Source organism: Jiella avicenniae, assembly GCF_021390325.1.
Lineage (GTDB): Bacteria > Pseudomonadota > Alphaproteobacteria > Rhizobiales > Rhizobiaceae > Jiella > Jiella avicenniae.
In genome coordinates this window covers 1-25,687 of sequence record NZ_JAJUWU010000013.1, presented here as the reverse complement: position 1 = coordinate 25,687, position 25,687 = coordinate 1, and the positions used below count along the sequence as shown (strand labels likewise).

The 25,687-nt window shown below is 65.6% G+C and carries 27 protein-coding genes and 1 tRNA gene; 13 read left to right on the top strand and 15 right to left on the bottom strand.

From position 1 onward, the window contains the following. Positions 1-9 precede the first annotated feature (9 nt). Complete coding sequence (locus LZD57_RS13250) at positions 10-1,338, top strand: adenylate/guanylate cyclase domain-containing protein (protein WP_233719958.1); 1,329 nt, start codon at positions 10-12, stop codon at positions 1,336-1,338. An 81-nt stretch (positions 1,339-1,419) separates the two neighbouring features. Here the strand turns inward: LZD57_RS13250 and LZD57_RS13245 are convergent, their stop codons facing one another. Beyond that, positions 1,420-2,895, bottom strand: a complete 1,476-nt coding sequence (locus LZD57_RS13245; RefSeq protein WP_233719957.1) for an ArnT family glycosyltransferase — start codon at positions 2,893-2,895, stop codon at positions 1,420-1,422. A gap of 191 nt (positions 2,896-3,086) precedes the next feature. On the opposite strand from LZD57_RS13245, the gene LZD57_RS13240 reads away from it, so the two are divergent. The 3 genes from LZD57_RS13240 to LZD57_RS13230 all read left to right on the top strand — a co-directional run bounded on the left by LZD57_RS13240 (position 3,087) and on the right by LZD57_RS13230 (position 6,149). Beyond that, entirely contained in the window at positions 3,087-4,835 is a 1,749-nt protein-coding gene (locus LZD57_RS13240) for a glycosyltransferase (RefSeq protein WP_233719956.1), read from the top strand. A gap of 5 nt (positions 4,836-4,840) precedes the next feature. Then, positions 4,841-5,173: a lipid-A-disaccharide synthase N-terminal domain-containing protein gene (locus LZD57_RS13235; RefSeq protein WP_233719955.1), complete on the top strand. Its 333-nt coding sequence runs from the start codon at positions 4,841-4,843 to the stop codon at positions 5,171-5,173. Between the two features lie 142 nt (positions 5,174-5,315). Next, on the top strand, positions 5,316-6,149 hold the full coding sequence (locus LZD57_RS13230) for a lytic murein transglycosylase (protein WP_233719954.1): 834 nt from the start codon (positions 5,316-5,318) through the stop codon (positions 6,147-6,149). A gap of 316 nt (positions 6,150-6,465) precedes the next feature. Here LZD57_RS13230 and ldtR read toward each other — a convergent pair whose 3' ends face one another. Both ldtR and LZD57_RS13220 read right to left on the bottom strand, forming a co-directional pair. Further along, positions 6,466-6,975, bottom strand: a complete 510-nt coding sequence (gene ldtR / locus LZD57_RS13225; RefSeq protein WP_233719953.1) for a transcriptional regulator LdtR — start codon at positions 6,973-6,975, stop codon at positions 6,466-6,468. 176 nt (positions 6,976-7,151) lie between these two features. Next, the gene (locus LZD57_RS13220; protein ID WP_233719952.1) at positions 7,152-7,646 is read right to left on the bottom strand and encodes a DUF6163 family protein; all 495 of its coding nucleotides are present in this window, start codon (positions 7,644-7,646) and stop codon (positions 7,152-7,154) included. 308 nt (positions 7,647-7,954) lie between these two features. On the opposite strand from LZD57_RS13220, the gene LZD57_RS13215 reads away from it, so the two are divergent. The 6 genes from LZD57_RS13215 (at position 7,955) to LZD57_RS13190 (ending at position 14,366) form a co-directional block, all read left to right on the top strand. Then, positions 7,955-9,346, top strand: coding sequence for a class II D-tagatose-bisphosphate aldolase non-catalytic subunit (locus tag LZD57_RS13215; RefSeq protein WP_233719951.1), 1,392 nt, complete (start codon positions 7,955-7,957; stop codon positions 9,344-9,346). Positions 9,347-9,544: 198 nt separating this feature from the next. Next, positions 9,545-10,567 carry a porphobilinogen synthase gene (gene hemB / locus LZD57_RS13210; protein WP_233719950.1) on the top strand — a complete coding sequence of 341 codons (1,023 nt, stop codon included), beginning with the start codon at positions 9,545-9,547 and terminating at the stop codon, positions 10,565-10,567. 538 nt (positions 10,568-11,105) lie between these two features. Next, positions 11,106-12,092: an ABC transporter permease gene (locus LZD57_RS13205; RefSeq protein WP_233719949.1), complete on the top strand. Its 987-nt coding sequence runs from the start codon at positions 11,106-11,108 to the stop codon at positions 12,090-12,092. Then, positions 12,089-13,096 carry an ABC transporter permease gene (locus LZD57_RS13200; RefSeq protein ID WP_233719948.1) on the top strand — a complete coding sequence of 336 codons (1,008 nt, stop codon included), beginning with the start codon at positions 12,089-12,091 and terminating at the stop codon, positions 13,094-13,096. The genes LZD57_RS13205 and LZD57_RS13200 overlap by 4 nt, the downstream gene beginning before the upstream one ends. 39 nt (positions 13,097-13,135) lie before the next feature. After that, positions 13,136-14,131, top strand: coding sequence for an ABC transporter substrate-binding protein (locus LZD57_RS13195; RefSeq protein ID WP_233719947.1), 996 nt, complete (start codon positions 13,136-13,138; stop codon positions 14,129-14,131). A 159-nt stretch (positions 14,132-14,290) separates the two neighbouring features. After that, positions 14,291-14,366: transfer RNA gene (locus LZD57_RS13190), tRNA-Lys, on the top strand. Between the two features lie 167 nt (positions 14,367-14,533). Here the strand turns inward: LZD57_RS13190 and LZD57_RS13185 are convergent. Further along, the gene (locus tag LZD57_RS13185) at positions 14,534-14,701 is read right to left on the bottom strand and encodes a hypothetical protein (protein WP_233719946.1); all 168 of its coding nucleotides are present in this window, start codon (positions 14,699-14,701) and stop codon (positions 14,534-14,536) included. 198 nt (positions 14,702-14,899) lie between these two features. Between LZD57_RS13185 and LZD57_RS13180 the strand changes: the two genes are divergently transcribed. The 3 genes from LZD57_RS13180 to LZD57_RS13170 all read left to right on the top strand — a co-directional run bounded on the left by LZD57_RS13180 (position 14,900) and on the right by LZD57_RS13170 (position 16,713). Continuing rightward, a complete protein-coding gene (locus LZD57_RS13180) occupies positions 14,900-15,127 on the top strand; it encodes a hypothetical protein (RefSeq protein ID WP_233719945.1) in 228 nt (75 codons plus the stop codon). A 247-nt stretch (positions 15,128-15,374) separates the two neighbouring features. Further along, complete coding sequence (locus tag LZD57_RS13175) at positions 15,375-16,088, top strand: collagen-like triple helix repeat-containing protein (RefSeq protein WP_233719944.1); 714 nt, start codon at positions 15,375-15,377, stop codon at positions 16,086-16,088. Positions 16,089-16,197: 109 nt separating this feature from the next. Further along, entirely contained in the window at positions 16,198-16,713 is a 516-nt protein-coding gene (locus LZD57_RS13170) for a hypothetical protein (protein ID WP_233719943.1), read from the top strand. Between the two features lie 146 nt (positions 16,714-16,859). On the opposite strand, the gene LZD57_RS13165 is transcribed toward LZD57_RS13170, so the two are convergent. Genes LZD57_RS13165 through LZD57_RS13115 form a run of 11 tightly spaced genes read right to left on the bottom strand, consistent with a single transcriptional unit; the run spans position 16,860 to position 25,429 of the window. Further along, entirely contained in the window at positions 16,860-17,270 is a 411-nt protein-coding gene (locus tag LZD57_RS13165; protein WP_233719942.1) for a phage tail terminator-like protein, read from the bottom strand. Beyond that, positions 17,270-17,914 (bottom strand): hypothetical protein, encoded by a 645-nt coding sequence (locus LZD57_RS13160; protein ID WP_233719941.1) that lies wholly within the window; start codon positions 17,912-17,914, stop codon positions 17,270-17,272. Before LZD57_RS13160 ends, LZD57_RS13165 begins: the two co-directional genes overlap by 1 nt. 1 nt (position 17,915) lies before the next feature. Next, positions 17,916-18,869: a hypothetical protein gene (locus tag LZD57_RS13155; RefSeq protein WP_233719940.1), complete on the bottom strand. Its 954-nt coding sequence runs from the start codon at positions 18,867-18,869 to the stop codon at positions 17,916-17,918. Beyond that, a complete protein-coding gene (locus LZD57_RS13150) occupies positions 18,869-19,489 on the bottom strand; it encodes a hypothetical protein (RefSeq protein ID WP_233719939.1) in 621 nt (206 codons plus the stop codon). The genes LZD57_RS13155 and LZD57_RS13150 overlap by 1 nt, the downstream gene beginning before the upstream one ends. Positions 19,490-19,493: 4 nt before the next feature. Continuing rightward, positions 19,494-19,730: a hypothetical protein gene (locus tag LZD57_RS13145; protein WP_233719938.1), complete on the bottom strand. Its 237-nt coding sequence runs from the start codon at positions 19,728-19,730 to the stop codon at positions 19,494-19,496. A gap of 2 nt (positions 19,731-19,732) precedes the next feature. Next, positions 19,733-20,986, bottom strand: a complete 1,254-nt coding sequence (locus tag LZD57_RS13140; RefSeq protein ID WP_233719937.1) for a phage major capsid protein — start codon at positions 20,984-20,986, stop codon at positions 19,733-19,735. A gap of 10 nt (positions 20,987-20,996) precedes the next feature. After that, entirely contained in the window at positions 20,997-21,692 is a 696-nt protein-coding gene (locus LZD57_RS13135; RefSeq protein WP_233719936.1) for an HK97 family phage prohead protease, read from the bottom strand. A gap of 2 nt (positions 21,693-21,694) precedes the next feature. After that, on the bottom strand, positions 21,695-22,945 hold the full coding sequence (locus LZD57_RS13130) for a phage portal protein (protein ID WP_233719935.1): 1,251 nt from the start codon (positions 22,943-22,945) through the stop codon (positions 21,695-21,697). Then, the gene (locus LZD57_RS13125; protein ID WP_233719934.1) at positions 22,945-24,606 is read right to left on the bottom strand and encodes a terminase large subunit; all 1,662 of its coding nucleotides are present in this window, start codon (positions 24,604-24,606) and stop codon (positions 22,945-22,947) included. Before LZD57_RS13125 ends, LZD57_RS13130 begins: the two co-directional genes overlap by 1 nt. Then, the gene (locus LZD57_RS24160) at positions 24,606-25,100 is read right to left on the bottom strand and encodes an HNH endonuclease signature motif containing protein (RefSeq protein WP_338034702.1); all 495 of its coding nucleotides are present in this window, start codon (positions 25,098-25,100) and stop codon (positions 24,606-24,608) included. The genes LZD57_RS13125 and LZD57_RS24160 overlap by 1 nt, the downstream gene beginning before the upstream one ends. Continuing rightward, entirely contained in the window at positions 25,100-25,429 is a 330-nt protein-coding gene (locus LZD57_RS13115; RefSeq protein ID WP_233719933.1) for a hypothetical protein, read from the bottom strand. The genes LZD57_RS24160 and LZD57_RS13115 overlap by 1 nt, the downstream gene beginning before the upstream one ends. Positions 25,430-25,687: the final 258 nt, after the last annotated feature.

Genomic DNA, 25,687 nt, shown 5'->3' with positions numbered 1-25,687 from the left:
AAAGGCAAAATGCTGAACGGTCTCTTCGTCCCGCGCCCCGCCGGCGCCGTGCCGCCGCGTATCCTTGCCGACATCCTGCGCTTCGACGCGGACAGCGAAAGGCTGACCGGCTGGGTGCAGTTCGCCGTCGCCGCCTTCATTCTCGGCCTCTATCTGATCGCCCCGAAGCCGGTCGATTCCATGTCCCGCAGCCTGGTGCCGCTCGGTCTCGGCATCTATCTCGGACTGACGCTGCTGCGCCTTTATCTCTCCTATCGCGCCTCGCTGCCGAAACTGTTCCTGTTCGCTTCGCTCGTCGCCGACGTGGCGCTGCTCTATGCGCTGATCTGGTCGTTCCACTTCCAGTACGGACAGCCGCAGGCCTTTTCCCTGAAGGCGCCGACGCTCCTCTACGTCTTCGTCTTCATTGCGCTGAGGGCGCTGCGCTTCGATCCGATCTGGGTGCTTCTGACCGGTCTCGTCGCGGCGCTCGGCTGGGTGCTGATGGTCATCCACGCCATCGCCGAAGACGGCACCGGCGCGGTCACCCGCAGCTTCGTCGACTACATCGACGGGACGAGAATCCTGATCGGCGCCGAGGTCGACAAGATCGTCGTCATGGTGGCGGTCTCGGCGATCCTCGCCATCGCCGTCGCCAGGGCCCAGAAGCTCGTCCTCAGGACCGCGCGCGAACAGGTCGAGCGGGCCGAGATCCGCCGCTTCCTGCCGGCTCCGGTCGAGGCGGCGATCACCGGTTCGCAGGACGCCGTCGTCGCAGGCGAGGGCGTCCTGCGCAACGCCGCGATCATCGTCCTCGACATCCGGGGGTTTTCAGCCTTCGCCGCCGGGCGAGATCCGAAGGCGGTGGTGGCGACGCTGGTCTCCCTCCACGCCATCGTCGTGCCGATCGTCGAGAAACATGGCGGCATGATCGACAAATATCTCGGCGACGGCATGCTGGCGACCTTCGGTGCGGCCCGCGAAAGCGAGATGCCGGCGGCCGATGCGCTCACGGCCCTCTTCGAGATCGTCGAGGCGACGCGGGACTGGAGCGAGGACAATGCCGACGGTTCCGGCGTTCGTCTTGCGCTCAACGGCGCGGCGGTGGCCGGCCGGATCATCTTCGCGGCGCTCGGCGATGCGGCGCGGCTCGAATATACGGTGATCGGCGAGGCGGTGAACCTCGCCGCCAAACTGGAAAAGCACAACAAGACCGAGGGAACGACGGCCCTCACCACGGCGACGACGCTGGAGGCCGCCATCCTCCAGGGCTACCGCCCGCCGCGGCCGCTCGCCCGGCTGGCCGATCGCCGCGTGGCGGGCGCCGGCGAACCGCTGGCGCTGGTGGTGGTGGCATGAACGGCGGGCGCGGGGAAGCCGTCGGCGGACACGCGGCCGTAACGGCGATGGCGCCGCGTGGCATGGCGCCCCCCTGCCGGCTCAGCGCTTCGAGGCCGCTCCGCCCGCTGGCTCGGAAAAGCCGTAGACCGGCATGGTGCCCTCGGCCGAGGCGTAGATCGGCGCGTCGATCGTGGCGATCTGCCGCGCTCCCAGCCGCTCCAGATCGTCCTCGCCGAGGCCGATGAGCAGCGTGCCGTCCCGTGCATCCTCGCCGTTCCAGGGCCGGTCGAGCTGGAACTGGTCGGTCGGCGTCTCGCCCTTCGCCAGGTAGGCGAAGACCTTCAGTTCGGAATCGCGCAACGCATAGGCGACGCCCGCCGTCAGCGCCCGGCTTTCGACGACGATGCGGCTCGCGCCTCGTTGCGCGGCCAGCGCCTCGAGGCTCGCCGCGGTCTTCTGCCAGCCGGCGAGCTGGCGGAGCTGCTTGCCCGCGCCCGGCGCGTCGGCCGGATCGAAGACCGCCGTACCGACGAGGACGGCCAGCGAGACCAGGCCGCAGACGATCAGATTGGTCCAGAAGAAGAGCCGCCAGCGGTGGCGGACCACCAGGGCCGTCGCGACGATGACGCCGGCCGGATAGGCGGTCGCGGCCCAGTTGGCGTTGGCATGGGCGAGAAAGCCCTGGATGGTGATGACGAAGAGGATCGGCCAGGACAGGACCAGCATGAGGACGTCGGTGCGCGGCGTCTCCGTCCGCGCCTTCAGGAACAGCGCGTTGAGCATCGCCCCGAAGATCACCGGCCCGGCGATGCCGAACTGCGCGGCGAAAAACTCGAAGCCCTTGCGGCCGTTGATCCGCTCGAGGCTCCAGCCGATGTTGTCGTTCGCCGTGTGCTCGAAGGTGGCAAAGCCGTGCAGCGCGTTCCAGACGAGGTTCGGCGCGATGAGGAGCAGCATGAGGCCGAGGGCGACGAGGCTTTCCCTGCGAAAGAGCCTCTCCCGCAGTTCCGGCATCACGGCCCCGGCCAGAGCCACCAGCGCCGGCAGATAGATCATCGCGTATTTCGCGTTGAGCCCGAGCCCGGCCGCGATGCCGAAGAGAACCGCCGGCTTGAGACCGGGCCGCTCGATCTGTGCGCAGACCGCGACGAGTGCCAGCGCCCAGAAGAACAGCAGGAACGGATCGGTGGTGATCAGGAAGGACGAGACCGCGATCCCCGGCATGACGACGAAGAAGATGCCGGTCCAGAAGCCGGTCCGCGCGCCGTAGAGCCGGGTGGCGAGAAGCGCCAGGACGAAGGCGGTGGCGCTGTTGACGAACGGGACGACGGAGCGCACGCAGGCCGCCCCCTCGCCGCAGATCCGCGCCTCCGCGGCGATCGTCCAGGCGATCAGCGGCGGCTTGGTGAAATAGCCGAAATCGAAATGCCGGGCCCAGAGGACGTATTGCGCCTCGTCGAAACCGAGTTCGCTCGGCGACAGGAACAGCGCCGCAAGCCGCGCGGCAGCGATGGCTGCGAGGATCAGGGCCAGCCCGGAAAGCGAGAGGAAGCGATCCTGCAGGCGGCCCGTCATGCCGGCCGAATCAGGAATGGCGGCATCGCGAATGGCTGTCGTCGGAAGTGTCATAATTGTTTGCCGATGGGGGGTTAGAGCCCGCCGGATGCGGGAAATGCGAAGGGTCTCCCGTCGCTGAATGACCGACATCGGCGCCCTGGGTCGGTGCAAACTGTCCCATGGCGGATTGCGGTGCAAGGGAGTTTGGAATGTTCGGCCGTGCAGAACCGCCCGCCGGGCCGCTCGACCGGTTCGCCCGATCGGTCGACGGGCCGCCGCGAACGAACCACGCGGCGGGCTCGAAAAGCCCGAACCGTGAGACGGCGCTGCACGCCGCCGGGCTGACGGGGCGGCGTCCGCTCGTCGTTCTGACCGGCTTGCTGGCACTCGTCAGCCTGTTCTTCCTCGGCTTTCCCGGCATCGACACCTCGGTCAGCGCGCTGTTCTATCGCCCGCATCTCGGCTTCGTCGGCAACGACAGTCTCGATCTGACGATCATCCGCGGCTTCGGCAACTGGATGACGATCGCGGCCGTCGGCGCCGGTCTCCTCGCCGTCCTCGGGGCCCTGCTGGTGCGCACCGGGCGCTGGTCCCTGGCGCCGAGCGAGGCGCTTTACCTCCTGTCCGTCTACGCGATCGGACCGGGGCTGATCGTCAACGCGATCCTGAAGAACGCCATCGGCCGCGCCCGCCCGCGCGAACTCACCCAGTTCGGCGGCAGCCTCGATTTCACGCCGGTCTGGGAATGGGGCGGCGCCTGCACCCGCAACTGTTCGTTTTCCTCCGGCGAAGCGGCGGCGGCGGCGGCGATCCTGACTTTCGTCGTCCTCGTGCGGCGGGAGGACCGCCTGTCGCTCTGCCTCGGTCTCTCGGCTCTCGCCGCGACCGTCTCGGCCGCCCGCATCGCCGCCGGCGGACACTTCCTGTCCGACGTCCTGGTCTCGTGGGTCATCGTCCTCGCCACCATCATCGCGCTCAGGCCGGTCTTTCTCGGCCCGCGCGGCAGGCGGATCGACGAAGGCTTCGCGAAGCTGCGTCGCCGCCTTCGCAGCCGGCTGCCGTCGGCCGCCGCTTCGCTAACTTTCCGTTCCCGCGCGTCGAATTTCCGCGAATCCGTGCGATTTTCGGGCGCGACCGGCACGACGGACTGTGATATTGGCGCGCCGATGGACGCCTTTCCCGCATTCGAAACCGCGACCGAGCCCCGCAATTCCAGGCGATTCGCCATGGTCAGCGTCGTCGTGCCCGCCAAGAACGAAGCCGACAATCTCGCCATCCTGGTGCCGGAGATCGCCGCAGCGCTGGCGAGCCGCGGCCACGAGATCCTCGTCGTCGACGACGGCTCGAACGACGGGACGCCGGCGGCGGTCGCGCGGCTGCGGGCGGACGGCATCGCCGTGCGCCACATCCGCCACGAGCGCTCGGCCGGCCAGAGCCGGGCCGTGCGGACGGGCGTCATCCACGCCGCCGGGGACTGCGTCGTCACGATCGACGGCGACGGCCAGAACGACCCGGCCTTCATCCCGGCCATGGTCGATCTCCTGGAGCGAAGCGGCAACGGCTGCGGTCTCGTCGCCGGCCAGCGGACGGGGCGCACCGACACCTTCGCCAAGCGCCTGTCCTCGAAAGCCGCGAACCGGCTGCGCACCGCGATCCTGAAGGATGCGACCCGCGACACCGGCTGCGGTCTCAAGGCGCTGCCGACCGAATTGTTTCGCCGGCTGCCCTTTTTCGACGGCTGGCACCGCTACCTCCCGGCGCTGGTCCTGCGCGAGGAGCGGACCATCGCCCATCTCGACGTCAAGGACCGGCAGCGGCGCTTCGGCAGCTCGAACTACGGCATCTTCGATCGTGCGGCACGCGGCGCGCTCGACCTCTTCGGCGTCTGGTGGATCATCCGCAGAGGCCGCAGGACCCCCGGCGAGGTCGTGGACGTCACTGCGGCGAAGGAGCATTGAGACCGATGGCGGCCTATCTCTACCACGTCTTCGTCGAGCAGTTCGACCTGTGGATCGCCCTCGGCTTCTTCGCCCAGGCGATGTTCACCGCGAGATTCGTCGTCCAGTGGATCGCGTCCGAGCGGGCGCGCCGCTCGGTGGTGCCGGTCGCGTTCTGGACGTTCTCCCTCGCCGGCGGAGCGCTGCTGCTCGTCTATGCCCTCCACCGCCGCGACCCGGTCTTCATCATCGGCCAGGCGGCGGGCCTGTTCATCTATACGCGTAACATCATGCTGATCGCCGGCGAGAAAAAGCGCAATCTCGCAGAGACCGAGAGCATGGAGATCCCGCGATCCTGACCGGCGCAAGAGTTGCCGATTTAACTCTTCAAGAGATTTTGCCCGACTGCTGCCGTTTTCATTGATAGAAGGCGGCACAGATGATTGATCCGTGCATCCGGCAATATCGCCACGAACAGACATGAGACGAGGGAAACGACCAATGCTCCGACGCACCAAGTTCGCCCGCCTGGCCGCCGCCGGCCTGACTGCCGCCGTCATGTTCGGCGCGGCCGCCCTTCCGGCAAACGCTGCCCAGTGCGGCAACTCGGCCGCCGGTTTCGACCAGTGGAAACAGCAGATGGCGCGCGAGGCGGCCTCCGCCGGCATTTCCCAGCGCACCATCCAGTCGGCGCTGATGCCGACCCGCTACTCGAACAAGGTCATCAGCCTCGACCGCAACCAGCATTCGATGAACATCTCGCTGGAAGCCTTCATGCAGCGTCGCGCGCCGGCTTCCTTCGTCTCCAAGGGCAAGCGGATCATCCAGCAGAACGCCGGCCTGCTCAACTCGATCGAGAACCGCTACGGCGTGCCGAAGGAAATCCTCGTCGCCATCTGGGGCATGGAGACCGGCTTCGGCTCCAATTCCGGCAACATGCCGGTGTTCACCTCGCTGGCGACCCTGTCCTACGACTGCCGGCGCTCGGCCTTCTTCACCGAGGAGCTCCTGGCGGCGCTGGCGATCGTCGACCGCGGCGACATGAGCGCCGACCAGATGCGCGGCGCCTGGGCCGGCGAGATCGGCCAGACCCAGTTCCTCGCCAAGAACTACCTGCGCTTCGCCGTCGACGGCGACGGCAACGGCCGGCGCGACCTCATCCGCTCGAAGGCGGACGTCCTCGCCTCGACGGCGAACTTCCTGCGCCAGCACGGCTGGCGCCCGGGCGCCGGCTACCAGCCCGGCCAGCCGAACTTCGCGGTGCTGCGCGAATGGAACCGCGCCGGCGTCTACCAGAAGGCGCTCGCCCTCTTCGCCTCCAAGCTCGCCGGCTGACCGGAACGTCGCTCCCGCCGTCTGCGGCGCGAGGTCGGCTGAACGACATCGACGACCGGGCCCGGCGCACACCCTGCGCCGGGCCTTTTCATTGCCGGCGATCCGGTCGGGCGGGCCGTCGTCACGACGGCGCAAGCACCGGAAAGCAGCCCGGCTGAGCGGGATCGGCCTGCCGCGCGACGGCATGCGCGATGGCGACGACGTCGACGACGTCCGGGCCGGAGCCCGCGCGCTTCGCCCACCAACGCCGATCGCGCCCGCGGAGCGAATGCCCCGGGGCGGATCGATGCGGGCCGACTGAAGGTTCGCGGGCCGATCAGAGGCGATAGAGGATCTGGTCGTTCCAGAACCGGTCGAGACGCTGCAGCGACTTGTTCATCTTGGTGAATTCCTGCTCGTCGAGGCCGCCGACCTTGTCGATCGAGCCGATGTGGCGGTCGTAGAGTTCGGCCACCACGCGGGCGACTTCCTGGCCCGTCTCGGTCAGCGAGACGCGGACGGCGCGGCGGTCGACGCGGGATTTCTGATGGTCGATGAAGCCGAGTTCGACGAGCTTCTTGAGATTGTAGGAGACGTTCGAGCCGAGATAGAAGCCCCGGGTCCGCAGTTCGCCGGCGGTCAGCACCGAATCGCCGATGTTGAAGAGCAGGAGCGCCTGCACGGCGTTGATGTCGGTGCGACCGGCCCGGTCGAACTCGTCCTTGATCACGTCCAGAAGACGGCGATGAAGCCGCTCGACGAGCTGAAGCGTTTCGAGGTAAAGCGACTTCAGCTCGGTCTTCTCTTCTGCGACCGGAAGCGACTGCGCCTTGTTGTTCGTGATCATGTTACTGCTCCGCTGTTGAAGTGATGGACTATTGTTTTGTCTATCCATCTTGGAGACCAATCTACGCGGCGCACCTAAAATTCGACTTAAACCGCAGACTTAACACGATCTTACGCCGACAGGACGAATTTCTTGCTTAATGAAATTCTTCGAATGCGATCGAACGGCCGGCGAATTCAGCGGCCGGGCCGCAGCCCGCTCTCGCGCCAGTCGATCACCCGCAGCGCCGCCAGCATGCCGAGTCCCCAGGCATGGGCGGCGAGCCCCAGCGGGTTTTCGCCGAACAGCGCCGGGAAGCCGAGATGCATGACGGCCTCGACGATCGCGATCAGCACCCAGATGACCGCGCCCCACCCGGCGGTCATCCACAGGCCGATGCCGGCGACGGGATAGAGCACGGCGAGCGCCGGCGCGGCGATCCGCCACCAGATCGGCATGAGATCGAAGCGCCCGAGATGGACCGGGTCGATGCCGATCAGCCGCGCCCAGTAGAAGATGCCGACGGCGAAGACGACGAGCCCGGCGGTGCGGCAGAGCAGAACCGTCAGCCGGCGATTGAGGCTCTTGGCCTTGGTCTCGCCCGAAAGCGCGATCGTCATCTGGCTGCCCTGGCCTTTCTTGGAGTGGTCGAGGGTCGTCGAAGCCTCGCATCGGCCGCCGGGTTCCGGCATCCCGCCTTTGGGCTCGTCGGCATCCCCGACCCGGGGTTGCGCGGGATCTCCCGCAACCGTGCTGCACGACAGTCCTACGCTGCCATCGGCCTTTGCTCAAGCCGGCGGCGCTCCCGGCGCGGCGGCGCCAAGCGAGCGTGGCGATGATCGCCTCGGCTTTTCCGAAAGCCGCCGACGCGCCCCGCACACCTCGTCTTGATGATCCCACCCGATGCCTATACGGCTCGCTCGAACGAGGCCCTGGTTGCGGCACGGCGCGGGCGGGCGTCTGGCCGCGTGGTCCGCGCCGGTCGGCGGGAGATCGGATCGTGCGCCGGTCCGCCACCCTCGGGCCGAACGCCGACGATCCCGTCGTCGGCAGGAAATCCGTCGCGGGTGGTGCGCGGCATCACCTTCTGTCCATGGGGGGCATGATGACGTTTCGAGACTTCGACCTCGCCGAGGGTATCCGACGGAACCGCGCGGCGGGCGACTTCGCCTTCGCCTCGATCTGCTCGGCCCATCCAGACGTGCTCGCCGCCGCGCTGGACCATGCGCGGGACGGCGGCTGGCCGATCGTCGTCGAGGCGACCAGCAACCAGGTGAACCAGTTCGGCGGCTACACCGGCATGAAGCCCGCCGATTTCATCGCCTTCGTCGCGACGATCGCCGAAGCCGCCGGCTATCCGGCCGGGAAGATCGTCTTCGGCGGCGACCATCTCGGCCCCCAGGCCTGGCGCAGCCGGCCCGCGGACGAGGCGATGGCCCTCGCCGAGACGATGGTGCGATCCTATGTCGAGGCCGGCTTCACCAAGATCCATCTCGACTGCTCCGAGGGATGTCGCGGCGAGCCGGCCCAGCTCGACGACGCGGTCGTTGCAGAGCGCGCCGCCCGGCTGGCGCGCGCCTGCGAAGCGGCGGCCGGCCAGGGCGCCGCGAAGCTGCGCTATGTCGTCGGCACGGAGGTTCCCCCGCCCGGCGGCGCGAGGGGCGCGCATGCGCCGATCGTTCCGACCGACCCCGACCGGGCGCTCGGGACGATCGAGGCGCATCGCCGGGCCTTCGAGCGCGAGGGACTCGGCGCGGCCTGGAGCCGGGTCTGCGCATTGGTCGTCCAGCCGGGGCTGGAATTCGGCCCGGCCCATGTCGATCATTTCGACACCGCCCGGCCGGACCGGCTGAGCCCGGTCCTCGAGGCCTTTCCCACCCTCGCCTTCGAGGCGCACTCCACCGACTACCAGAAGGCCGCCGTCTATCCGGATCTCGCCCGCCGTCACTTCGCCGTCCTGAAGGTCGGTCCGGCGCTCACCCACGCCTATCGCGAGGCGATCTACGGGCTGTCCCACATCGACGGCTGGCTGACGGGCTCCACCCACGTTTCCGCGGTGATGGAAGATCTGATGCTGGCCGAGCCGAGGTCCTGGAGCGGCCATTACGACGAGGCCGACGCCGCGACGGCGAAGGTCATGCGGCATTTCGGCTATGCCGACCGGATCCGCTATTACTGGGCAAAGCCCGCCGCGCTCGAAGCGGTCGCAGCGCTCACCGCCCGGTTCGACGCCGCGCAATCCCTGCCGCGGCCGATGCTCGAACAGTATTTCACCGCCGAGGAGGTCGACCGGGCCCTCGGGCGGGACGGTCCGCCCTCGGCCAATCTCGTCCGTGCGCGCATCCGCTCGGCGCTGAAGCCCTATTTCTGGGCCGGCGAGGCCGACGCCTGATCGGAAAGGGCGGATCTCGGCCGGCTCGTCGATCCACCTCGTCGATCCGCCCTGTGCGCCGGCGCTCCAATCTTGCAGGCCGCGCCGCAAGGGCATAGGCAGGCTCTGCGGCGCAAGGGGGCGTCGCGGCTTCGGCCCGGATCGACGCGCGGTCGACGCAAAGTGCCGCCGGAGCCTCGCCAGAAGGACGCGAAAGCCATGACCGCAGAGAGACCTTCGATCACCGATCGCATCGATACAGCGACCGGGGGGATGCGCCTGCGCCGCCTGCGCCAGGCCGATTGGAGCCGGCGGCTGGTGCGCGAGACGCAGCTTTCGGCCGCCGACCTGATCTGGCCGATCTTCGTGCGCGAGGGCTCCGGCGAACCGCATCCGGTCGCCTCGATGCCCGGCGTCGCGCGGCTGTCGGTCGAGGACTGCGTGGAGGCGGCGAGGCGCGCCCGCGATCTCGCCATCCCGGTCATCGCGCTGTTTCCCTACACCGACCCCAGCTTACGCGACGAGACCGGCAGCGAGGCGCTCAATCCCGAAAACCTCGTCTGCCGGGCGACCCGCGCCATCAAGGCCGCCGTGCCGGAAGTCGGCATCATGTGCGACGTCGCGCTCGATCCCTATACCAGCCACGGCCATGACGGGGTGATGGTGGGGGAGCGCATCGTCAACGACGAATCGGTCGAGTTGCTCTGCCGCCAGGCGGTCGTCCAGGCGGAGGCCGGCTGCGACGTCATAGGCCCGTCGGACATGATGGACGGGCGCGTCGCCTGCATCCGCGGCGCGCTCGACGATGCCGGCTGCCGCGATACGATGATCATGGCCTACAGCGCCAAATACGCCTCGGCCTTCTACGGGCCGTTCCGTGACGCGGTCGGCTCCGGCGGCATGCTGAAGGGCGACAAGCGCACCTATCAGATGGACTACGCCAACAGCGACGAGGCGGTGCGCGAGGCGGCGCAGGATCTGGCGGAAGGCGCCGACATGATCATGGTCAAGCCCGGCCTGCCCTATCTCGACGTCCTGTCCCGTCTCGTGCGGGAATTCGGCGTGCCGACCTTCGCCTACCAGACCTCCGGCGAATATGCGATGATGATGGCGGCGGTCGGCAACGGCTGGCTCGACGGCGACAAGGCGATGGTCGAGACCCTGACCGCCTACAAGCGAGCCGGTGCGTCGGGCATCCTGACCTATTTTTCGCCGCGGGTGGCCGAGATGCTGCGGGGGTGAGAGGAGCAGCGCTCGTCGGCCTGACCTGGATTACGCCTCCAGGGTGTTTCACTCGGCCAGAGTTCATGCCCGTCGTGAAACTCGAAGATGAGTGCGCCGTCTGAACTTGCCTTTTTCAAGAGCATACTTTGACGCGGCGTCATCCTCGGGCTTGTCCCGAGGATCTATTGTGGGTTGATCGTCGGACCATCCGCCAGCGGAAATCCGTTCGTTTACGCTTCTTGTGTGCCGGCGGCAGTAGATCCTCGGGACAAGCCCGAGGATGACGATGCTTCAATCTGGTAGGCCCGCTTTTATCCGCCGATATGGGCAAATGCGGCGGTTCCGCGGCAGCCCTCTACCCACGTGCTTGGAAGCGATTTGGCTCGTCCCCGAGGATGATCGCCCTCGTATCGATCTCTTGGCAACCTTAACTCCGCGACAACCGCCAAGCTTGAAGACACCCGCCAGGCCTTCATACCCCGCCCCCAAAAGGCCAAGCCGCCACCTTTCTCCGGCCCACCCTTGACCTTTTCCAGTCTCCCGGCGACGGTGGGCGATGCCGTCCGCACGGCGTCAGGGGAACCGGAAAGGACCCGCCATAAGCGCCTCGCCCGCCATTGCCGAACCCTCCGCCGGCATCGGATTTTCCGGCCTCGCCGCCCGCTTCCTCAAGCGGCGGGCCAAGGGTCGCACCGTTCCCGTCCTCGCCGTCTGCCTCGCCATCCTGGCGGTGTGGTATCTCGCCGCGATCGGCGTCAACTGGGCGACGGAGACCGACAAGCTGGCCCGCGCCGGCGACTACACCACCAGCGACGCCATCGCCGCCACCTGGTCGGCTGAGCGTCCCGTCCTGCCGGCGCCGCACCAGATCGTCGCGGAGCTGTGGAAGACGGTCTTCGACGTGAAGCCCACCTCGCCGCGCTCGCTCCTCTTCCACGCCTGGGTGACGCTCTCCTCCACGCTTCTCGGCTTCGTCTTCGGCTCGGCGCTCGGCATTCTCATCGCCGTCGGCATCCTGTTCTCCAGGACCCTCGACAAGACGCTGATGCCCTGGGTGGTCGTCTCCCAGACCATCCCGATCCTCGCCATCGCGCCGATGATCATCGTGGTGCTGAATTCCGTCGGCGTTCAGGGGCTCCTGCCGAAGGCCTTCATTTCCACCTATCTGTCCTTCTTCCCCGTCACGGTCGGCATGGTGAAGGGCCTCAGAGCCCCCGACCGGATGCTGACCGACCTGATGCGCACCTATTCGGCGAGCCCGCTGCAGACGCTGGTGAAGCTGCGCTTTCCCGCCTCGCTGCCCTTCCTCTTCACCTCGATGAAGGTGGCGGTCGCAGCTTCCCTCGTCGGCGCGATCGTCGGCGAGCTGCCGACCGGCGCGGTGGCGGGTCTCGGCGCCCGGCTCCTCGCCGGCTCCTATTACGGCCAGACCATCCAGATCTGGTCGGCGCTGGTGACGGCGTCGCTGATGGCCGCCGTGCTGGTCTGGCTGGTCGATCTCTGCGAGCGGGTCGCTCTGGCACGGCAGGGGGCGCGGCCATGATCGCCCGGCGACCTGCGCTCTCCGCCCTGTTCAAACGACGCGAGGCCTCGACGGGCTACATCCTGCTGGGCATCGCCTTCGTGCTGTTCTTCGTCGTCAACACGACCACCGTCATCCTGCGGAACTTTGCCGACCCGGCTCCGGGCAAAGCGTTCTGGATCATGAGCGCGATCCTGTGGGCGATCGCCTTACTTGCGACCCGCGAGCTCGCCACCGCCGTTCCGAGGTCCAGCACCGCAGCACGCATCCGGGACGTCGCGGTCCCGGTTCTGTTCGGGGTCACGCTTCTGGCCCTGTGGGAGCTCGTCGTCCGCGGGTTGAACGTCCCGCCCGTCCTCCTGCCCCCGCCCTCGGCCATTGCGACGACCATTGCCGCGTCGGCGCATCTCCTCCGGGCCGACTTCGTCCAGACGGTCCTGAAGGCCGTCCTCGCAGGCTATGCGATCGGCTGCGGCGCAGGCTTCCTCACCGCCCTCCTCGTCGACCGCTCGCCCTTCCTGAAGCGCGGCCTGCTACCCATCGGCAATCTCGTCTCGGCCCTGCCGATTATCGGCGTCGCGCCGATCATGGTGATGTGGTTCGGCTTCGACTGGCCGTCCAAAGCCGCCGTCGTCGTCGTCATGACCTTCTTCCCGATGCTGGTGAACACGGTCGCCGGCCTCAACGCGTCCTCCGCCATGGAGCGGGACCTGATGCGCACCTATGGCGCATCGCACGGCCAGACGCTGATGAAACTGCGGCTGCCGGCCGCCCTGCCCTTCATCTTCAACGCGCTGAAGATCAACGCCACCCTCGCCCTCATCGGCGCGATCGTGGCCGAATTCTTCGGCACGCCGATCGTCGGCATGGGCTTTCGCATCTCCGCCGAGATCGGCCGGATGAACACGCCGATGGTCTGGGCCGAGATCGCCATGGCCGCCCTCGTCGGCTCCTTGTCCTACGGCCTCGTCGCTCTGATCGAGCGGCGCGCCACCTTCTGGCATCCGTCGATCCGGCACGGATAGGCGAACGATTCTGATCCAACGGCAACAGGGAACACTGCCATGAAAGCATCACTGATCGGCGCGGCGATCGCTCTTTCGGCCGCGAGCTTCGCCGGCACCGCCAACGCCGCCGACACCCTGACCCTGCAGCTGAAATGGGTCACGCAAGGGCAGTTCGCCGGCTATTACGTCGCCAAGGAGAAAGGCTATTACGACGAGGCCGACCTCGACGTGACGATCAAGCCGGGCGGACCGGACATCGCACCCGAACAGGTGATCGCCGGCGGCGGCGCCGACGTCATCGTCGACTGGATGCCGGCGGCGCTGGCCGCCCGCGAGAAGGGTCTGCCGCTGGTCAACATCGCCCAGCCCTTCGCGAAATCCGGCATGGAGCTCACCTGCCGCAAGGAGACCGGCATCGAGAGCCCCGAGGACTTCAAGGGCAAGACGCTCGGCGTCTGGTTCTCCGGCAACGAATATCCGTTCCTCTCCTGGATGTCGAAGCTCGGCCTCTCCACCGAGGGCGGGCCGGACGGCGTCACCGTCATCAAGCAGGGCTTCAACGTCGACCCGCTGATCCAGAAGCAGGCCGACTGCATCTCGACCATGACCTACAACGAATACTGGCAGGTCATCGACGCCGGCATTCCGGAAGACGAACTCACCGTCTTCAAATACGAGGACCAGGGCGTCGCCACCCTGGAGGACGGGCTCTACGTCCTGGAAGACAGCCTGAACGACCCGGCCACGGTCGACAAGCTCGCCCGCTTCGTCGCGGCCTCGATGAAGGGCTGGGCCTATGCCGCCGAGAACCCCGACGAGGCGGCCGAAATCGTCCTCGACAACGACATGACCGGCGCCCAGACCGAAGAGCATCAAAAGCGCATGGTCCGCGAGATCAACAAGCTGGTCGACGGCTCCGACGGCACCCTCGACACCGCCGCCGCCGAGAACACGGTCTCCGTCCTGATGGGCGGCGGCTCCGATCCGGTGATCACCAAGAAACCGGAAGGCGCCTGGACCGCCAAGGTCACCGACAAGATGAAGGAAATGTAAATCCGCCCCGAAGGCGCGGCCGCCGACGCCGCTCGCACCGCGCGTTCCCTTCCGCGGCCGGCGCTCCATCGCCGGCCGCTTCCGTTTCATCGCCTTCGGTGTTGATTGTTCGGCCCCGATTCCGTATCAGGCCCCTCACCCGGACCCATCGTCCGGCGCGGGCGCGTAGCTCAGTTGGTAGAGCAACGGACTTTTAATCTGTAGGTCCAGGGTTCGAGTCCCTGCGCGCCCACCAAAAAGGCCAACAAATTCAGTATCTACCGCCGCTTATGCATCTGACTTGCGCCCCAATTTTGCTCTGGGGTTCCGACAGGGTTCCAGAACGAAGACAATGGAAGGGCGCCCCTCGCGGGACGCCCGGCGCTGCTTCCTCATTGGCCGCCACGATCGGCGGGCAGCGAATCAGTCAGCCGCTATCGGCTCGACCTCCCACCAAGTCTCCACGACGACATTCCACACGCCATCCGGGCCCCGCTTACAGCGGTCGTACTGGACGGCCTCGAAGCCCTCGGGCAGGTTCTTTGGCTCCGCCTCGAAGCGGCCGGGAATGACGTTCAACGGCATGGTCATCGCTCAATCCTTTCGTTGCTGGCGATGGATAAAAGCTGCCGAAGTTGATATCGCTTGTCTATAACTATAGAAAAATAATCGTGTCGCCGAAAAGCGATATGTACTGACGTATAAAAGCGACGTTGCATGCTGAAGAGATTATTGCAATTCTGTCGCCTCATGAGACACCCGGCAGCTCCACGCGACATGGGATGCGACATGACCAAGGATGAAGCCAAGCAGGCCCAAGCGCAGCTGCGCGACAGATGGAGCCGCGAGACCGGCACCCCGAAGTCTGCTGAAGCGGACCCCGACTATGCGGACTTTCGACGATGGTGCGCTGCCCAGGGCTTCAGCGATTACTTCAAGTTCCGATCCGTCCGAGGGGCAGAAGAGGATTCGGAGGACTGGTTCATAAAGGACTTCAAGCAAAGCTGGCGGTACTAAAAAATGCAAGCCCACAGGGCTGTCTAGCGGGCGCCAGGTCATAGCCTCAGAGCCGCTGGGTTAGCGGCGCGGACAATCCTTTAACACCGAGGCTCTTCCGAACGAAATGGCGATCACGACATGCTGCACCAAGCTAAGCCAACGATTGAGAGCTCAAGCGATTGTTGCCGTTTGGGCATATGCGGCGAGGCAAAATTCGATCATCTTTTGCGCCATCTCCAAACGCAACGAATGAAGAGGGATAGGTATGTCGCAAGGTGACCTTCTCCGCTTAGCTGGTGCTGCTACAGTCTTGCTTGGCTTTGCAGGTACAATCGGGGGAGGCGCAATTTATGCCGCAAACATCAAGAATGAGTTTGATTCAGCGAAAGCGAAAGTAGTTGCACTTGAGGCGCAGGTCGCCGAACTGCGCCGCCAACTCGATACAGCGTCTGAGCGATCCATTATGCGTGGCGCGCCCGGCGAACGGGGGCCCGAAGGTCCTGCCGGACCACGGGGACCTAAAGGCGATCAAGGTCTTCCTGGTTCGGACGGCGCTCAAGGTCCTCGGGGAGAGGCTGGTTCGTCGTTGAGCGAGGAAGACATCAAGAAATTGATAGCATCAGCGATTGCAGGGGCGCCCGCAATGAGATCTTCCGCCATGCAGACAGCTTCTTTACAAACCTCGAATTTATTCGACACAACCCAATGCATCCAGCAATCCAGCTTGCGAAAATTAACTTTTATAGATCTGAAAAAAGGTAACGAATTTTGCGGAGATGACGGCGCTCTTCTTTCTGTTTACAACGGTTTTAATCCAGATAGAAAGGAAATGTATTTCAATAACCCTGGATATGGCGATTGGCGCTGTCGAAACGGTCACCAGTGTGGTTTTAAATGGATGAGCGGCCGAAAATTCCATATAGATCGATACGCAGTTGATGAAAAAGGACAAAGCGTCGTGCGTATTCGTTTTGACTGACCTCGGTGCAACGTGCTTTCCTTACGCTATCTCACCTTACCGGTAATTTGTCCTCTTCTCTTTGCTACGTCATATAGTATCCGCTCATTCTTGAAAGGGGATTCGGGAGATGATCAGCACCAGACACCTCATCGCTAAGCCGGTCGATGAAATACGGCCGGGAGAAATTTTTTACGGGAAGTTCCGCCAAGAGACCGTCTTGTGCCTCGCGCTATGCAGCGAAACCGATGACAGCTTCAGTCACTTCGCCGTACTGAGTCCGGGTCATCCTGACATGCCCGGTATAATAGGCATTTTAAGTAAGTCGGTTCTGGCTATCAGGCGCGTCCTCGAGCTCCGATCCGCCACGCTGGTCCCAAGCGTATCGCTCCCTGCTGTCGACCCATCTCCGAACACTTTCTATGCCCCTGTGAATGCACTTCTTATGCAGGGGAGTGAGCTGTTCATCAACGCGCAGAATGGCCCAAGACGAAATGAAACCATATTTCTGCGAACGCATGATGGGAGGCCGGCGCAACTCGAGCTGCACCACACCGTCCTCTTCACCGAATGGGGCGTTTACGCTCCGGACGTGAACGAAAAGCTGGTCAAGGTCGCACACATCAGTCCGCCGTCGGCGGAGTAGCGGCGGGTACAAGAACCGCTAAGCCGCTCGGAACAATTGCTCGATGAAAATGCTGCAGGCCGACCGCTCCGTTTTTAGGGTGATCGAGAAGCTTTTGCTTCCGCGCTCGCGGCAGTAACGTTTTGATGCCCACGCTACGGGGGTGCTTAACCTTTCACATCGAACTGATACGGCACGGCAAATGACAGCCGATACAACCCGCCGATGTCGTTGCTGTCGTCGCTCACCGGGGACGTTGGCGCGAAGGTGAGCAAACCGCCGATCCGCTTCCCTCGGAAGGCGTTGGCGATCTGCTCGGCCCATAGATCACCCTGAGCGATTCCGCTGGCGGTACGCGGCACGGTGAGGACGAAGCGGACACCGCCTTCCTCGCGATAGAAGTTGTTCCCAGGATCGCCGGTGCTCGCCTGCCGGCTCGACGAATGTGGGAACTGCACGACGAGGAAAGCGCCACCATCCTCCCGGCTGCCAATGGCGCCCTTGGCGTAGACGGGGCAGCCGTCGAAGTTGGCCGCCAGATGGGCGCGGATGGTGGACTCGACGATGCGGTGTGCCATCAGTAGGCCCTCACGATGATTGCAGGCGTGCGGCTGGCACGCTCGGCCTTGCGCTTTGACGCGGTGGATTGCCCCGGCGCATCGGCGAGGGCTCGCCAGCCGAAGCGAATGTCGGCGATGTTGCCGAAGCGATGATGCGCCATGCCGGCAATGACCTCGAAAACGCCATCTGGCGCCTGATCGGAAAGCGGCGGCCTTCCTCCGGCCCCCTCGATCTTTCGGCTGTAAGGTTGGGTGTTCAAGAACACGTATTCGCCGGCGTCCTCGGGGAGGTCGTCGGTAGTCAGATGCTCCACGCCATCGACGAGCAGGATATGCGAGCGGCTGTAACGCCCGGTGAGGACCGGCGATGCCTGCAGAAGCTGCTCTCCGATGTAGACCAACACCTCGCGCATAAAGTGCCATTCTGCGAAGACGATGCCGCCCGGCCGGACGGACTGCACCGGAGCACCGCGGCGGCCGTCAACTGTGATCTCGTGCTTCGCGTCGGCACCGAACGCTCTGCGGTTGATCTCCTTCGCGCGATCGATTTCGGCCTGCGCTGTTTCGGCAAGCCGCTGCGCTCGTGCCGCAGGCGAGGCGATTTCATCCACCATCAGCTCAAATGCTCTTGCGAACGGATCGATTCGCGGTGATCGCGCCATGTCAGCGGCCTCCCTTCGCCGTGAAGTCCCACTCTTGGGGCTCGGTCACGGGCTCACAGCGCATGCGGGCGCGGTCGCTGTTGTTTTTTCGATTGGCACAGCTCTGCGAACAGAAGCGGCGCGGCCGTGAGACGACCTTCAGCGAGAAGACCGAACCGCAGCCTTCACAGGTCACCTGCGGACGGGGCTTGCGCCATCTTTCTACGCCGGTCGCTGCGGCGTCGGAGCATGGCTTTGAGCAATATTTCTGCCGCTGACCATGGTTCAGCCTGGAGCGAAATACCGTCCCGCACTGCTCGCAATTCACCTCAGGCTTGGACCTTTCGGCGAGCCCGCGACAACGCACGCTGCAAAAGAGCTGACCGCTGTGCGCTATGAACGGCCGGTTGCACTGTTCACAGGTGCCGGTCCGCTGGCGGACTTCTTCCGCTGACGTGCGGGATATCTGAGCGAGATAATCGGCAAGTGACCGCCGTTCGCCGGACAGCCGGGCCTTGGTCAAACTCGCGGCAGTGGTGCACAGGTCGGAACAGAACTTCGCCCTGCCGGAAGCCTTGCGCTCGTCGGGAATGGATGCGCCACATCTGGAGCAATAGTAGTGCTCGACGCTGAAGTTTGCGGCGCATTCCGGCTGACCTTGATCCCAAGTCGGACGAACCGCACCGATCTGCTTCAGCGCGGCAGAGACAACATCGGCAGCGGCATTATCGGCGTCGGTCCATTTCCAACCCTGCATGATGAGCGAACGGCGAATGCCGGATCTGCAAGCCCCTTCGAATTCGAAATAGGTCGGCTCCCCCGTGCGCAGGATCGAAGCCGCGCTCTCGACAAGGCGCAGCATCACCTGATGATTGAGCTGGCGGAATTTCGCCTTGGCCTTAGCTGCGGCCTTCGCTTCGCGCCTGGTCTGATCCGCGCGAATGATCCGCATCGCTGTGTGGGTGAGCTGAAGCATCAGAACAGCCTCCGATACGGCTGGAGAAGCTGCTCTGCCTCCGGATCGGCGAGGACGCTGCCGGCGCCCGGCACCCACCACGACGTCGAGCCGATGCCTTCCGTGGTCTCGCTCTTGATCAGGGGGTCGCGACCTGAAAGCGAGCGATAGGCGCCGACGAGGCGGATGGCCGCGCGCTCCACTGGCTCCGGCAGCGTGGCGACCGGCGCGTCATTGTCGTCGGACGGCAGGACGTAGCCGGCGGCATAGGTCACAGCGACCGGGGCGCCGCTCCAAGCCACGCGCCGCCCGCTATCAGACAAGCGGCATACGAGGCCAGTTTCGACCTCGTAGTGAAAACTGGCCGGCGCGACGGTCTCCTCGCCCTCGATCACTTCAACGAAGGCCACCGCCGGCGACCGTGACAGCATCAGGTAGCCGTCGCAACAAGGCGCTTCGAATACCTCCTTCACGGTCTCAAGGCCGAAAGGCCGCCGGCAATAGTCGGCGATGACGCGCGACGCCTGGTCGATAAGGGTGCCCACCGCCTCATCTTCGGTCGGGGCGAAGTCCAGCATTGCCCGCGCCCTTGAGAGCGTGGTCAGATTGGCGGCCGTGGCGGCAGTGACGACGGTGAGCATGGCATCAACCCTTGTTCGGACGGGTTCGGCGGGCGGGCGGTGCCGGCGGCTGCTTGGCTGCCGGATCCTGCCGCATCTTGTTTTCTGGCTTCGGCGCCGCGGCCACGCGGCGGGCGAGCTTCAGCCGCTCCAGCTCGTCGGCGCGCGTGGCGCCGACAGTGAAGCGGTCGCCGACGTCGCAGGTGTCACCCTGCGGCGTCCGGTTGAACGGCTTCAGAGCCTCGATCTCGACGTTAGTCATGATCAGCTCTCGGCGCCGGCGACGAGGTTGCCGTAAACGAAGGACTCCGGCCGCGTGACAGCGAGCGCGAGCCGCTCCTCGGCTCGGATCGTGACGGCGTTTTCGATGAAGTTGGCCCGGTCCTCGGTGGAGACCTGGACGTTCGCGTCCTCGCGATCGAAGACCTGCGCGCCCATGTTGAAGGCGCCAGTGAGGAACTTGCCGTCTGCGATCGCGTCGCTGTCGACGACCGGCAGGCCCCACAGCCGCTTTTCGACGACGCCGCGGGGATCGCCGATGATGTAGCGGCCCTCGCTGTCCTTCAGCGTCTCTATTTCCGCCCAGTCGCTCGGCGACATGACGACGGCCGTGGCGCGGTAGAGGGCCAGCCGCACCTGCAGGATCGCCCGGCGAATGCGGTCGACCTTCGTGTCGCTACCGAGCGAGCGATTGGCGAAGTCGTAGGCGCTGGCCTGCGGGATGATGCCCAGGAGGTTCTGCCCGGTGCCGTCGCCGGCGAGGAGCTGCGCTTCCTCGACGAGCGCGAGGCCGTAGCGGGCCCGGCCATCGATGTAGGACTGAAGCAGCGGTATATCGTCGAGCACCTGCTTAGAAGCGTGAAACCAGTGAGCGATCGTGCGCACCGGCGTCGAGACGAGATTGAACGCCAGATCCGACTGCGGCTTCTGCGCAAGTTCCGCGACCGGCGCCGCCATGTTCTGGAAGCCGGTCTCCTTCACGTATTCGATCGCGTTCGAAGCCGTGCGCCCGGGCATCAGCAGGTCGCGGATGGTGAAGGTCCGCAGGCCCGGCGTGACGATGTACGGCAGCCGCTCCGGCCGGATCGCATCGCCGACGCCGCCGGTGCCGGTCGTGGCCGAGGTGATCGAGGTCACCGCCTTGACGTTCATGCGCGCGGTGCCGCCCTTGCGAGCGATCATCGCCTTGAATTCGTCGCTCTCGGTGAAGAGCTCGCCGGTGGACTTCATCGACGGGCCATCGCCGGAGCCGCCGCGCCGGGCGAGCTTCTGCTCGACCTCGATCATGCGCGCCTGCAGAGCGGTGCCCTGCTCGACGAGGCCGGTGAGCGCCGCCTTCGTCTCGGCCGCCATCTGGCCCGTGGCCTTGATCTCGGCGTCGGCCTTCTCGGCAAAGGCCTTGATCTCGCCGTCGCGCTTCGTGAGCGCCGCCATGACGGCAGCTAGCTCGTTCTGATCATCCTGGCGCTGGCCGGCATCCTTCCGGCCATATTCGCGCATTCCAACATGCATATTCATCGGTCTGTCCTTAGAGCTTTGGGAGGGAGAAGCCGGCGAGCGCCTTCGCGAGGTCGCCAAGGCCGGCATTGGTCGCCTGGTGAGGCTGGCCCGCTCCCGCGGCCCACGCCTTGAAGCCGCCGTCGGCGATGGCAGCGGCGTCTGAGCGCGAAAAGCCCCGATCCTTCAGGAGCCGTTCGAACTCGCGTTCTGTGATGGTCTCGCCCGCAGCGAGCTTGGCCTTGACCGTGTCGACCCGGGCCTCGTCGTTTGCAGGCGTGGTGACGATCGAGGCTTCGACGAGATCGACCTGTTTCAGCGTGCGGATGCGCGTCGTTTCGTCGAAGGACGAATCCTTGACGTAGTAGCCGACCGAAAGGCCGGTGATCGCGCCGGCGCCCATGCCGCGCTTGGCGAGCCGCGCATAGGGCGCCTCGTCGAGCCAGAGCGTGCCCTCGCCATAAAGGCCGTGCTGATCTTCCTTCAGCACGTCCCATTGCCCGATCGGCTCGTCCGTCCGGTGCTGCCACAGGATCGGCAGCGTCCGACCTTTCGCGGCCGTCTCGGCGAGGCTCGCGACGAAAGCGCCGGGCGCGACCTTCTCGCGGTAGGAGTCGACGACGTCCCACACACTCGCATAGCCAGAGAAGTGCCCGGCGTTGTCCGGCTTCGCCTTCAAACTGAGGTCGAAGGCGCGATGCTTCGTAGCGGCTTCCTTACGCTCCATGGTCAGGCCTCCGGAATGGGATCGCCGGGTGCCGGCTGGACACGGGCGGGCTTGCGCCCTGCCTGGTCGAGCGGCACGAGGGTGGAATTGACGAGGTGGACGTCGCCGCCTTCGAAGCGGGGGAAGTTCTCGCGATCGGCGATCTGGTTCGGCGTGATGGCGCCGACCTGCATGAGCTTCGAATACATCTCGGCGCGGCCGGCGCTGTCGGCGCGAAGCAGTCCCTCGACGGTGAACTCGGCGTAGAGCCGCGGCCGTTCGGCCGGCGCAATCAGCGCTCGCTTGATCGCCTGTTCGATGCGGGTGAGGTACGGCCTAAGCCCAAGCGTCAACCAGCCGAGCATGACCTGCTCGACGCCGCTCCCCCACATCGTCGTGCCTTGCGCGTTGTGCCCGACGAGGATCGGCGGCACGCCGAACCAGCGGCAGATTTCCTCGATGTGAAATGCCCGCGTCGCCAGCATCTCAGCGTCACGCGGCGGCATGTTGACGTCCTGCCACTTGAAGCCAGCGGCGCCCTCGAGCAGCAGCGTCTTGCCGGCATTCTCCGATCCGCTGAAGGGCTCGATCAGCGCTTTCTTCGCCTGCTCGCGCTGCGCAGGTGTCAGAAGCTCCTTGCCTTCATAGGTGAGGACACCGCCCGGCCTCAGGCCATTGGCAAAGGTGCGCGCCGCCGCCTCGTCGGTCGCCATCGCAGCACCCAGCGTCTGCCTGGCATGCGCCACCGGCGAGAGACCAAGGTCGCCGCCGAAGCCGAAGCCGCGGATATGCATGATCTCGTCTTCGGCAAGCTCGCGGATGCCGCGGGGATCGTTCAGCCGATAGCGCAGCGCCCCGAACTGATCGCGGAAAACCTCCATCAGGTCCGGCCGCAGGAGGCACAGTGAGACGATGCGCTCGCCGTCGCGGACGATCTCGACGAAGGCGTTGCCCCATACGAGCAGATGTGCCGTCAGCCCCTCGAGAAACTCGACGGGTGTCTGATCGGCGTTCGGCGCATCGCGCAGGAGAGCCGACAGCGGATGCGCCGTCGCGAGATCGCGGCCGCCGTCGGCTCGCTTCAGATAGACGCCGATCGGCAGCGTCGCGATCGTCTGCGCGATCAGGCGGACGCAGGCCCAGAAGGTTGCGACCTGCATGGCGCTGTCAGGCGTGACGGCCCGGCCGGCCCAGGATTCCGTTCCGAAGAACGTCGTCCAGATCCGGCTGTCCTTCAGCCCGAAGCGTCGCGCGAGGGTGGAGAGACCGAACATCAGGCGAATACCACGCTGGAGAGGAAGTCCGAGACATCGACCTTCGGCGAGGCCTCGAAGCGTTTGCAGAGCTCGAGCGCCATCACGAGCGTCACGGCGGGATCGATGCGAACCGGCCCCCGGCCGTTCGATTTGTCCTTTGCGATTTTGAGGTTGCCGGCCGGGTCGCTATCGGTGATCGCGCCTGCGACCGCGGCAGTGAGGACAGGGTTGCCGCCGTGGCGGATCCGGCCAGTCAGTGCGAGCTCGGCGAACCAGTCGACGGCCGGACCCATCTCCTTGAAGCCTTGGCCGAACGGCTCGAGCGGCACGGGGAAGTTCGCGTCGACCTCCTGCAGATCCTGCCGGAAATCGTCGATCCTCCATCTGTCGAAGCCAATCACCTGGAGATCGAACTCCGCGGAGAGCTTCACCAGCTCGGCGGCGACGAAGCCGTAGCGGATGGTCGGCCCGGGAACGGCGGCGATATGGCCGGCGGCGATCCACTCGCGGAACCGCTCCTGTTCGGCCGGGCGGCGCCCGCCAAGCTGTCCCTCCGGCGTCCAGCAGAATTGCAGAACGTCGAAGGTCGGTTCGGGATCGTCGTCGGGAAAGGCGAGCGTCAGGCTCGTCAGGTCGTGCTTGCCGGAAAGGTCGAGCGCACCGAAGCACACACGGCCGCGCAAGGACTCACGATCGACGGGCACCGCTCCGGCCCTCCACACGCTTGCGGTCACGATGCGGTTGTCCTCGCGGGCGTCGACGCGCTGATTGAGGCGAAGATTGCGAAAGCTTGGCTCGAAAGCCGGGATGCGGCGGGCGCGTGCTGCGGCCTCGCGCATCTCTTTCACCGACAGGTATTTGCCGAGCGCCGGATTGCAGGCGAACCACGTCGCTTCCGCGAAGGGATCGGCCTCCGGCGGCGCTGAAATCAGCTGGACGAAGATGCTCGGATCGGCGCCCGAAAGCCCGTCATCGATCATCTGCGACAGGGCGTGATTGTCATCCGGCGCTTGCGTCGAGATGATCAGCCCGAGCGCTTCCTTTCGTTTGCCGAGGCCATTCAGAAGGTTATCGAGAAGCTCGCGGTCTGGCACCTGTGCAAGCTCGTCGAAGACGAACAGGCTCGGGGCGATAGCGTGGCCCTTTCGGGCATCGGCTGACATTGCCGCGTAAATGCTGCCGGCGCCGGCACCGGAGAGCACCTCGAGCCGCTTGTGAAAACGCGTGCAGTTCACCCGGGCGGCGAACTCCGGCACTTGGGCAATGATCGCCTCGCACTCGGCATAGATGATGCCGGCCTGTTGTCCATCGACGGCGGCGCTGTAGACCTCACCACGGGGCTCGCTCTCTGGCCCGAGGAGATGGCACAGGACAAGGCCAGCGCAGAGGCCGGTTTTGCCGTTGCCTTTCGGCTCGCTCTTGATGCCGATCCGGCGGCGGCGGAGACCCTTCTCATCGAGATCGCCATAGATCTCGGTCACGAACTCGCGCTGTTCCGGCAAAAGCCGCATGCGCTTGCCGGCAAGCGGGCCTTTCGTGATCGGCAGCCATTGCAGGAACCGGATCACCCGCTCGGCACGCGTCAGCCCCTTCCGCTGCCACGGAAGCACACGCTTGCGAGCCGGAAGGGCGGCTCTTGCCTCTTTCATGCGGCGAGCGCCTGGACCACGCAGTCCCATCAGCCAGCCCTCCCGCAGAGCCCGCGGAGGCGAACTAATTCTTTTCGCTTCCCCCACGCCGGTCCGGAGGCCCCATCATTGGCGACTTTCGATGCCCCCCGGGTCTCGTGGTTGCAGATGACATGCTTGCCACGGCTCGAAGTTGCCGCGTGACGCGCGTTCGTCTCGTCGGGCTGCTCGGCACAGGATCGATTGAAAGGATGCGCAGGATCGCTCGGAAAGCCGTCTGCATTGATGCGAGCGGTATAGCTTCGCCGCTCCACCTGCTGCTTGTCGCTGTTGTGGCACGGCGCGCAGAGTGGCTGCCAATTGCTCCGCTTCCAGAAGAGCTTGTGATCTCCCTTGTGAGGCTCGATGTGGTCGACGACGGTGGCGCGATGGAGCCTGCCCATCGCCTCGCAGCGGCGGCACCACGGATGCGCGGCGAGGAAGGCGGCGCGGGCGCGCTCCCACTTGCTGTCATAGCCGCGTTGGCGAGCGGTCGGGCGAGCCATCAGCCGGCCGCCTGCAGGTCGAAGCGGACGATGTGCTCGCCGATGCGGCGTGTCTCTGCGACAGTGACGGAGCGCGGCGAGCCGGCGACGAGGAGCTGATCGCCTTCCTTGGGGATGAAGCCGGAGAGGCCGGTGGGGGAAAGGACAATGCGGGAGGTGTGAACGTCGATGCCGGCGGCGATCTCCTCCGGCGTGGCGCCGCGGATGAAGGCGCGGGTCGGGACGTCCTGCTCCGTGCCGGTCTCGAAGACGACGCGCTTGAAGACGACCGGTTCGCCCTTGGCGGCGAGCTGGCGATCGAGCTTCGCGATTTCGTGCTGTGCTGACATGGGGCTCCCGCGGTGACGGGAACGGCGTCGCATGGCCGTCGCTTATCGGCGACAGCGGTGGCGGCTTGTGTCGTCAGGAAGCGTCACACGACGCGAGGAAGGCGGTTCATCAGCACACGGTTGCCAAGCGCAATGTTGCGCTGAGGATCGGCGAGCGCAGTTTTGCGCCGGTCAACGCATCCAGATTTGAATTGGTTGAAGGCGCATCCGAAAGTGGATGGGCTGCATCGAAAAGCCGATGGACGTCAGCGCGGTTCT

Bases quoted from the DNA above. Each gene is read 5' to 3' on its own strand.
- LZD57_RS13250 (WP_233719958.1), top strand. From the start codon at position 10: ATGCTGAACGGTCTCTTCGTCCCGCGCCCCGCCGGCGCCGTGCCGCCG.
- LZD57_RS13245 (WP_233719957.1), bottom strand. From the start codon at position 2,895: ATGACGGGCCGCCTGCAGGATCGCTTCCTCTCGCTTTCCGGGCTGGCC.
- LZD57_RS13240 (WP_233719956.1), top strand. From the start codon at position 3,087: ATGTTCGGCCGTGCAGAACCGCCCGCCGGGCCGCTCGACCGGTTCGCC.
- LZD57_RS13235 (WP_233719955.1), top strand. From the start codon at position 4,841: ATGGCGGCCTATCTCTACCACGTCTTCGTCGAGCAGTTCGACCTGTGG.
- LZD57_RS13230 (WP_233719954.1), top strand. From the start codon at position 5,316: ATGCTCCGACGCACCAAGTTCGCCCGCCTGGCCGCCGCCGGCCTGACT.
- ldtR (WP_233719953.1), bottom strand. From the start codon at position 6,975: ATGATCACGAACAACAAGGCGCAGTCGCTTCCGGTCGCAGAAGAGAAG.
- LZD57_RS13220 (WP_233719952.1), bottom strand. From the start codon at position 7,646: ATGCCGGAACCCGGCGGCCGATGCGAGGCTTCGACGACCCTCGACCAC.
- hemB (WP_233719950.1), top strand. From the start codon at position 9,545: ATGACCGCAGAGAGACCTTCGATCACCGATCGCATCGATACAGCGACC.
- LZD57_RS13205 (WP_233719949.1), top strand. From the start codon at position 11,106: ATGCCGTCCGCACGGCGTCAGGGGAACCGGAAAGGACCCGCCATAAGC.
- LZD57_RS13200 (WP_233719948.1), top strand. From the start codon at position 12,089: ATGATCGCCCGGCGACCTGCGCTCTCCGCCCTGTTCAAACGACGCGAG.
- LZD57_RS13195 (WP_233719947.1), top strand. From the start codon at position 13,136: ATGAAAGCATCACTGATCGGCGCGGCGATCGCTCTTTCGGCCGCGAGC.
- LZD57_RS13185 (WP_233719946.1), bottom strand. From the start codon at position 14,701: ATGACCATGCCGTTGAACGTCATTCCCGGCCGCTTCGAGGCGGAGCCA.
- LZD57_RS13180 (WP_233719945.1), top strand. From the start codon at position 14,900: ATGACCAAGGATGAAGCCAAGCAGGCCCAAGCGCAGCTGCGCGACAGA.
- LZD57_RS13175 (WP_233719944.1), top strand. From the start codon at position 15,375: ATGTCGCAAGGTGACCTTCTCCGCTTAGCTGGTGCTGCTACAGTCTTG.
- LZD57_RS13170 (WP_233719943.1), top strand. From the start codon at position 16,198: ATGATCAGCACCAGACACCTCATCGCTAAGCCGGTCGATGAAATACGG.
- LZD57_RS13165 (WP_233719942.1), bottom strand. From the start codon at position 17,270: ATGGCACACCGCATCGTCGAGTCCACCATCCGCGCCCATCTGGCGGCC.
- LZD57_RS13160 (WP_233719941.1), bottom strand. From the start codon at position 17,914: ATGGCGCGATCACCGCGAATCGATCCGTTCGCAAGAGCATTTGAGCTG.
- LZD57_RS13155 (WP_233719940.1), bottom strand. From the start codon at position 18,869: ATGCTTCAGCTCACCCACACAGCGATGCGGATCATTCGCGCGGATCAG.
- LZD57_RS13150 (WP_233719939.1), bottom strand. From the start codon at position 19,489: ATGCTCACCGTCGTCACTGCCGCCACGGCCGCCAATCTGACCACGCTC.
- LZD57_RS13145 (WP_233719938.1), bottom strand. From the start codon at position 19,730: ATGACTAACGTCGAGATCGAGGCTCTGAAGCCGTTCAACCGGACGCCG.
- LZD57_RS13140 (WP_233719937.1), bottom strand. From the start codon at position 20,986: ATGAATATGCATGTTGGAATGCGCGAATATGGCCGGAAGGATGCCGGC.
- LZD57_RS13135 (WP_233719936.1), bottom strand. From the start codon at position 21,692: ATGGAGCGTAAGGAAGCCGCTACGAAGCATCGCGCCTTCGACCTCAGT.
- LZD57_RS13130 (WP_233719935.1), bottom strand. From the start codon at position 22,945: ATGTTCGGTCTCTCCACCCTCGCGCGACGCTTCGGGCTGAAGGACAGC.
- LZD57_RS13125 (WP_233719934.1), bottom strand. From the start codon at position 24,606: ATGGGACTGCGTGGTCCAGGCGCTCGCCGCATGAAAGAGGCAAGAGCC.
- LZD57_RS24160 (WP_338034702.1), bottom strand. From the start codon at position 25,100: ATGGCTCGCCCGACCGCTCGCCAACGCGGCTATGACAGCAAGTGGGAG.
- LZD57_RS13115 (WP_233719933.1), bottom strand. From the start codon at position 25,429: ATGTCAGCACAGCACGAAATCGCGAAGCTCGATCGCCAGCTCGCCGCC.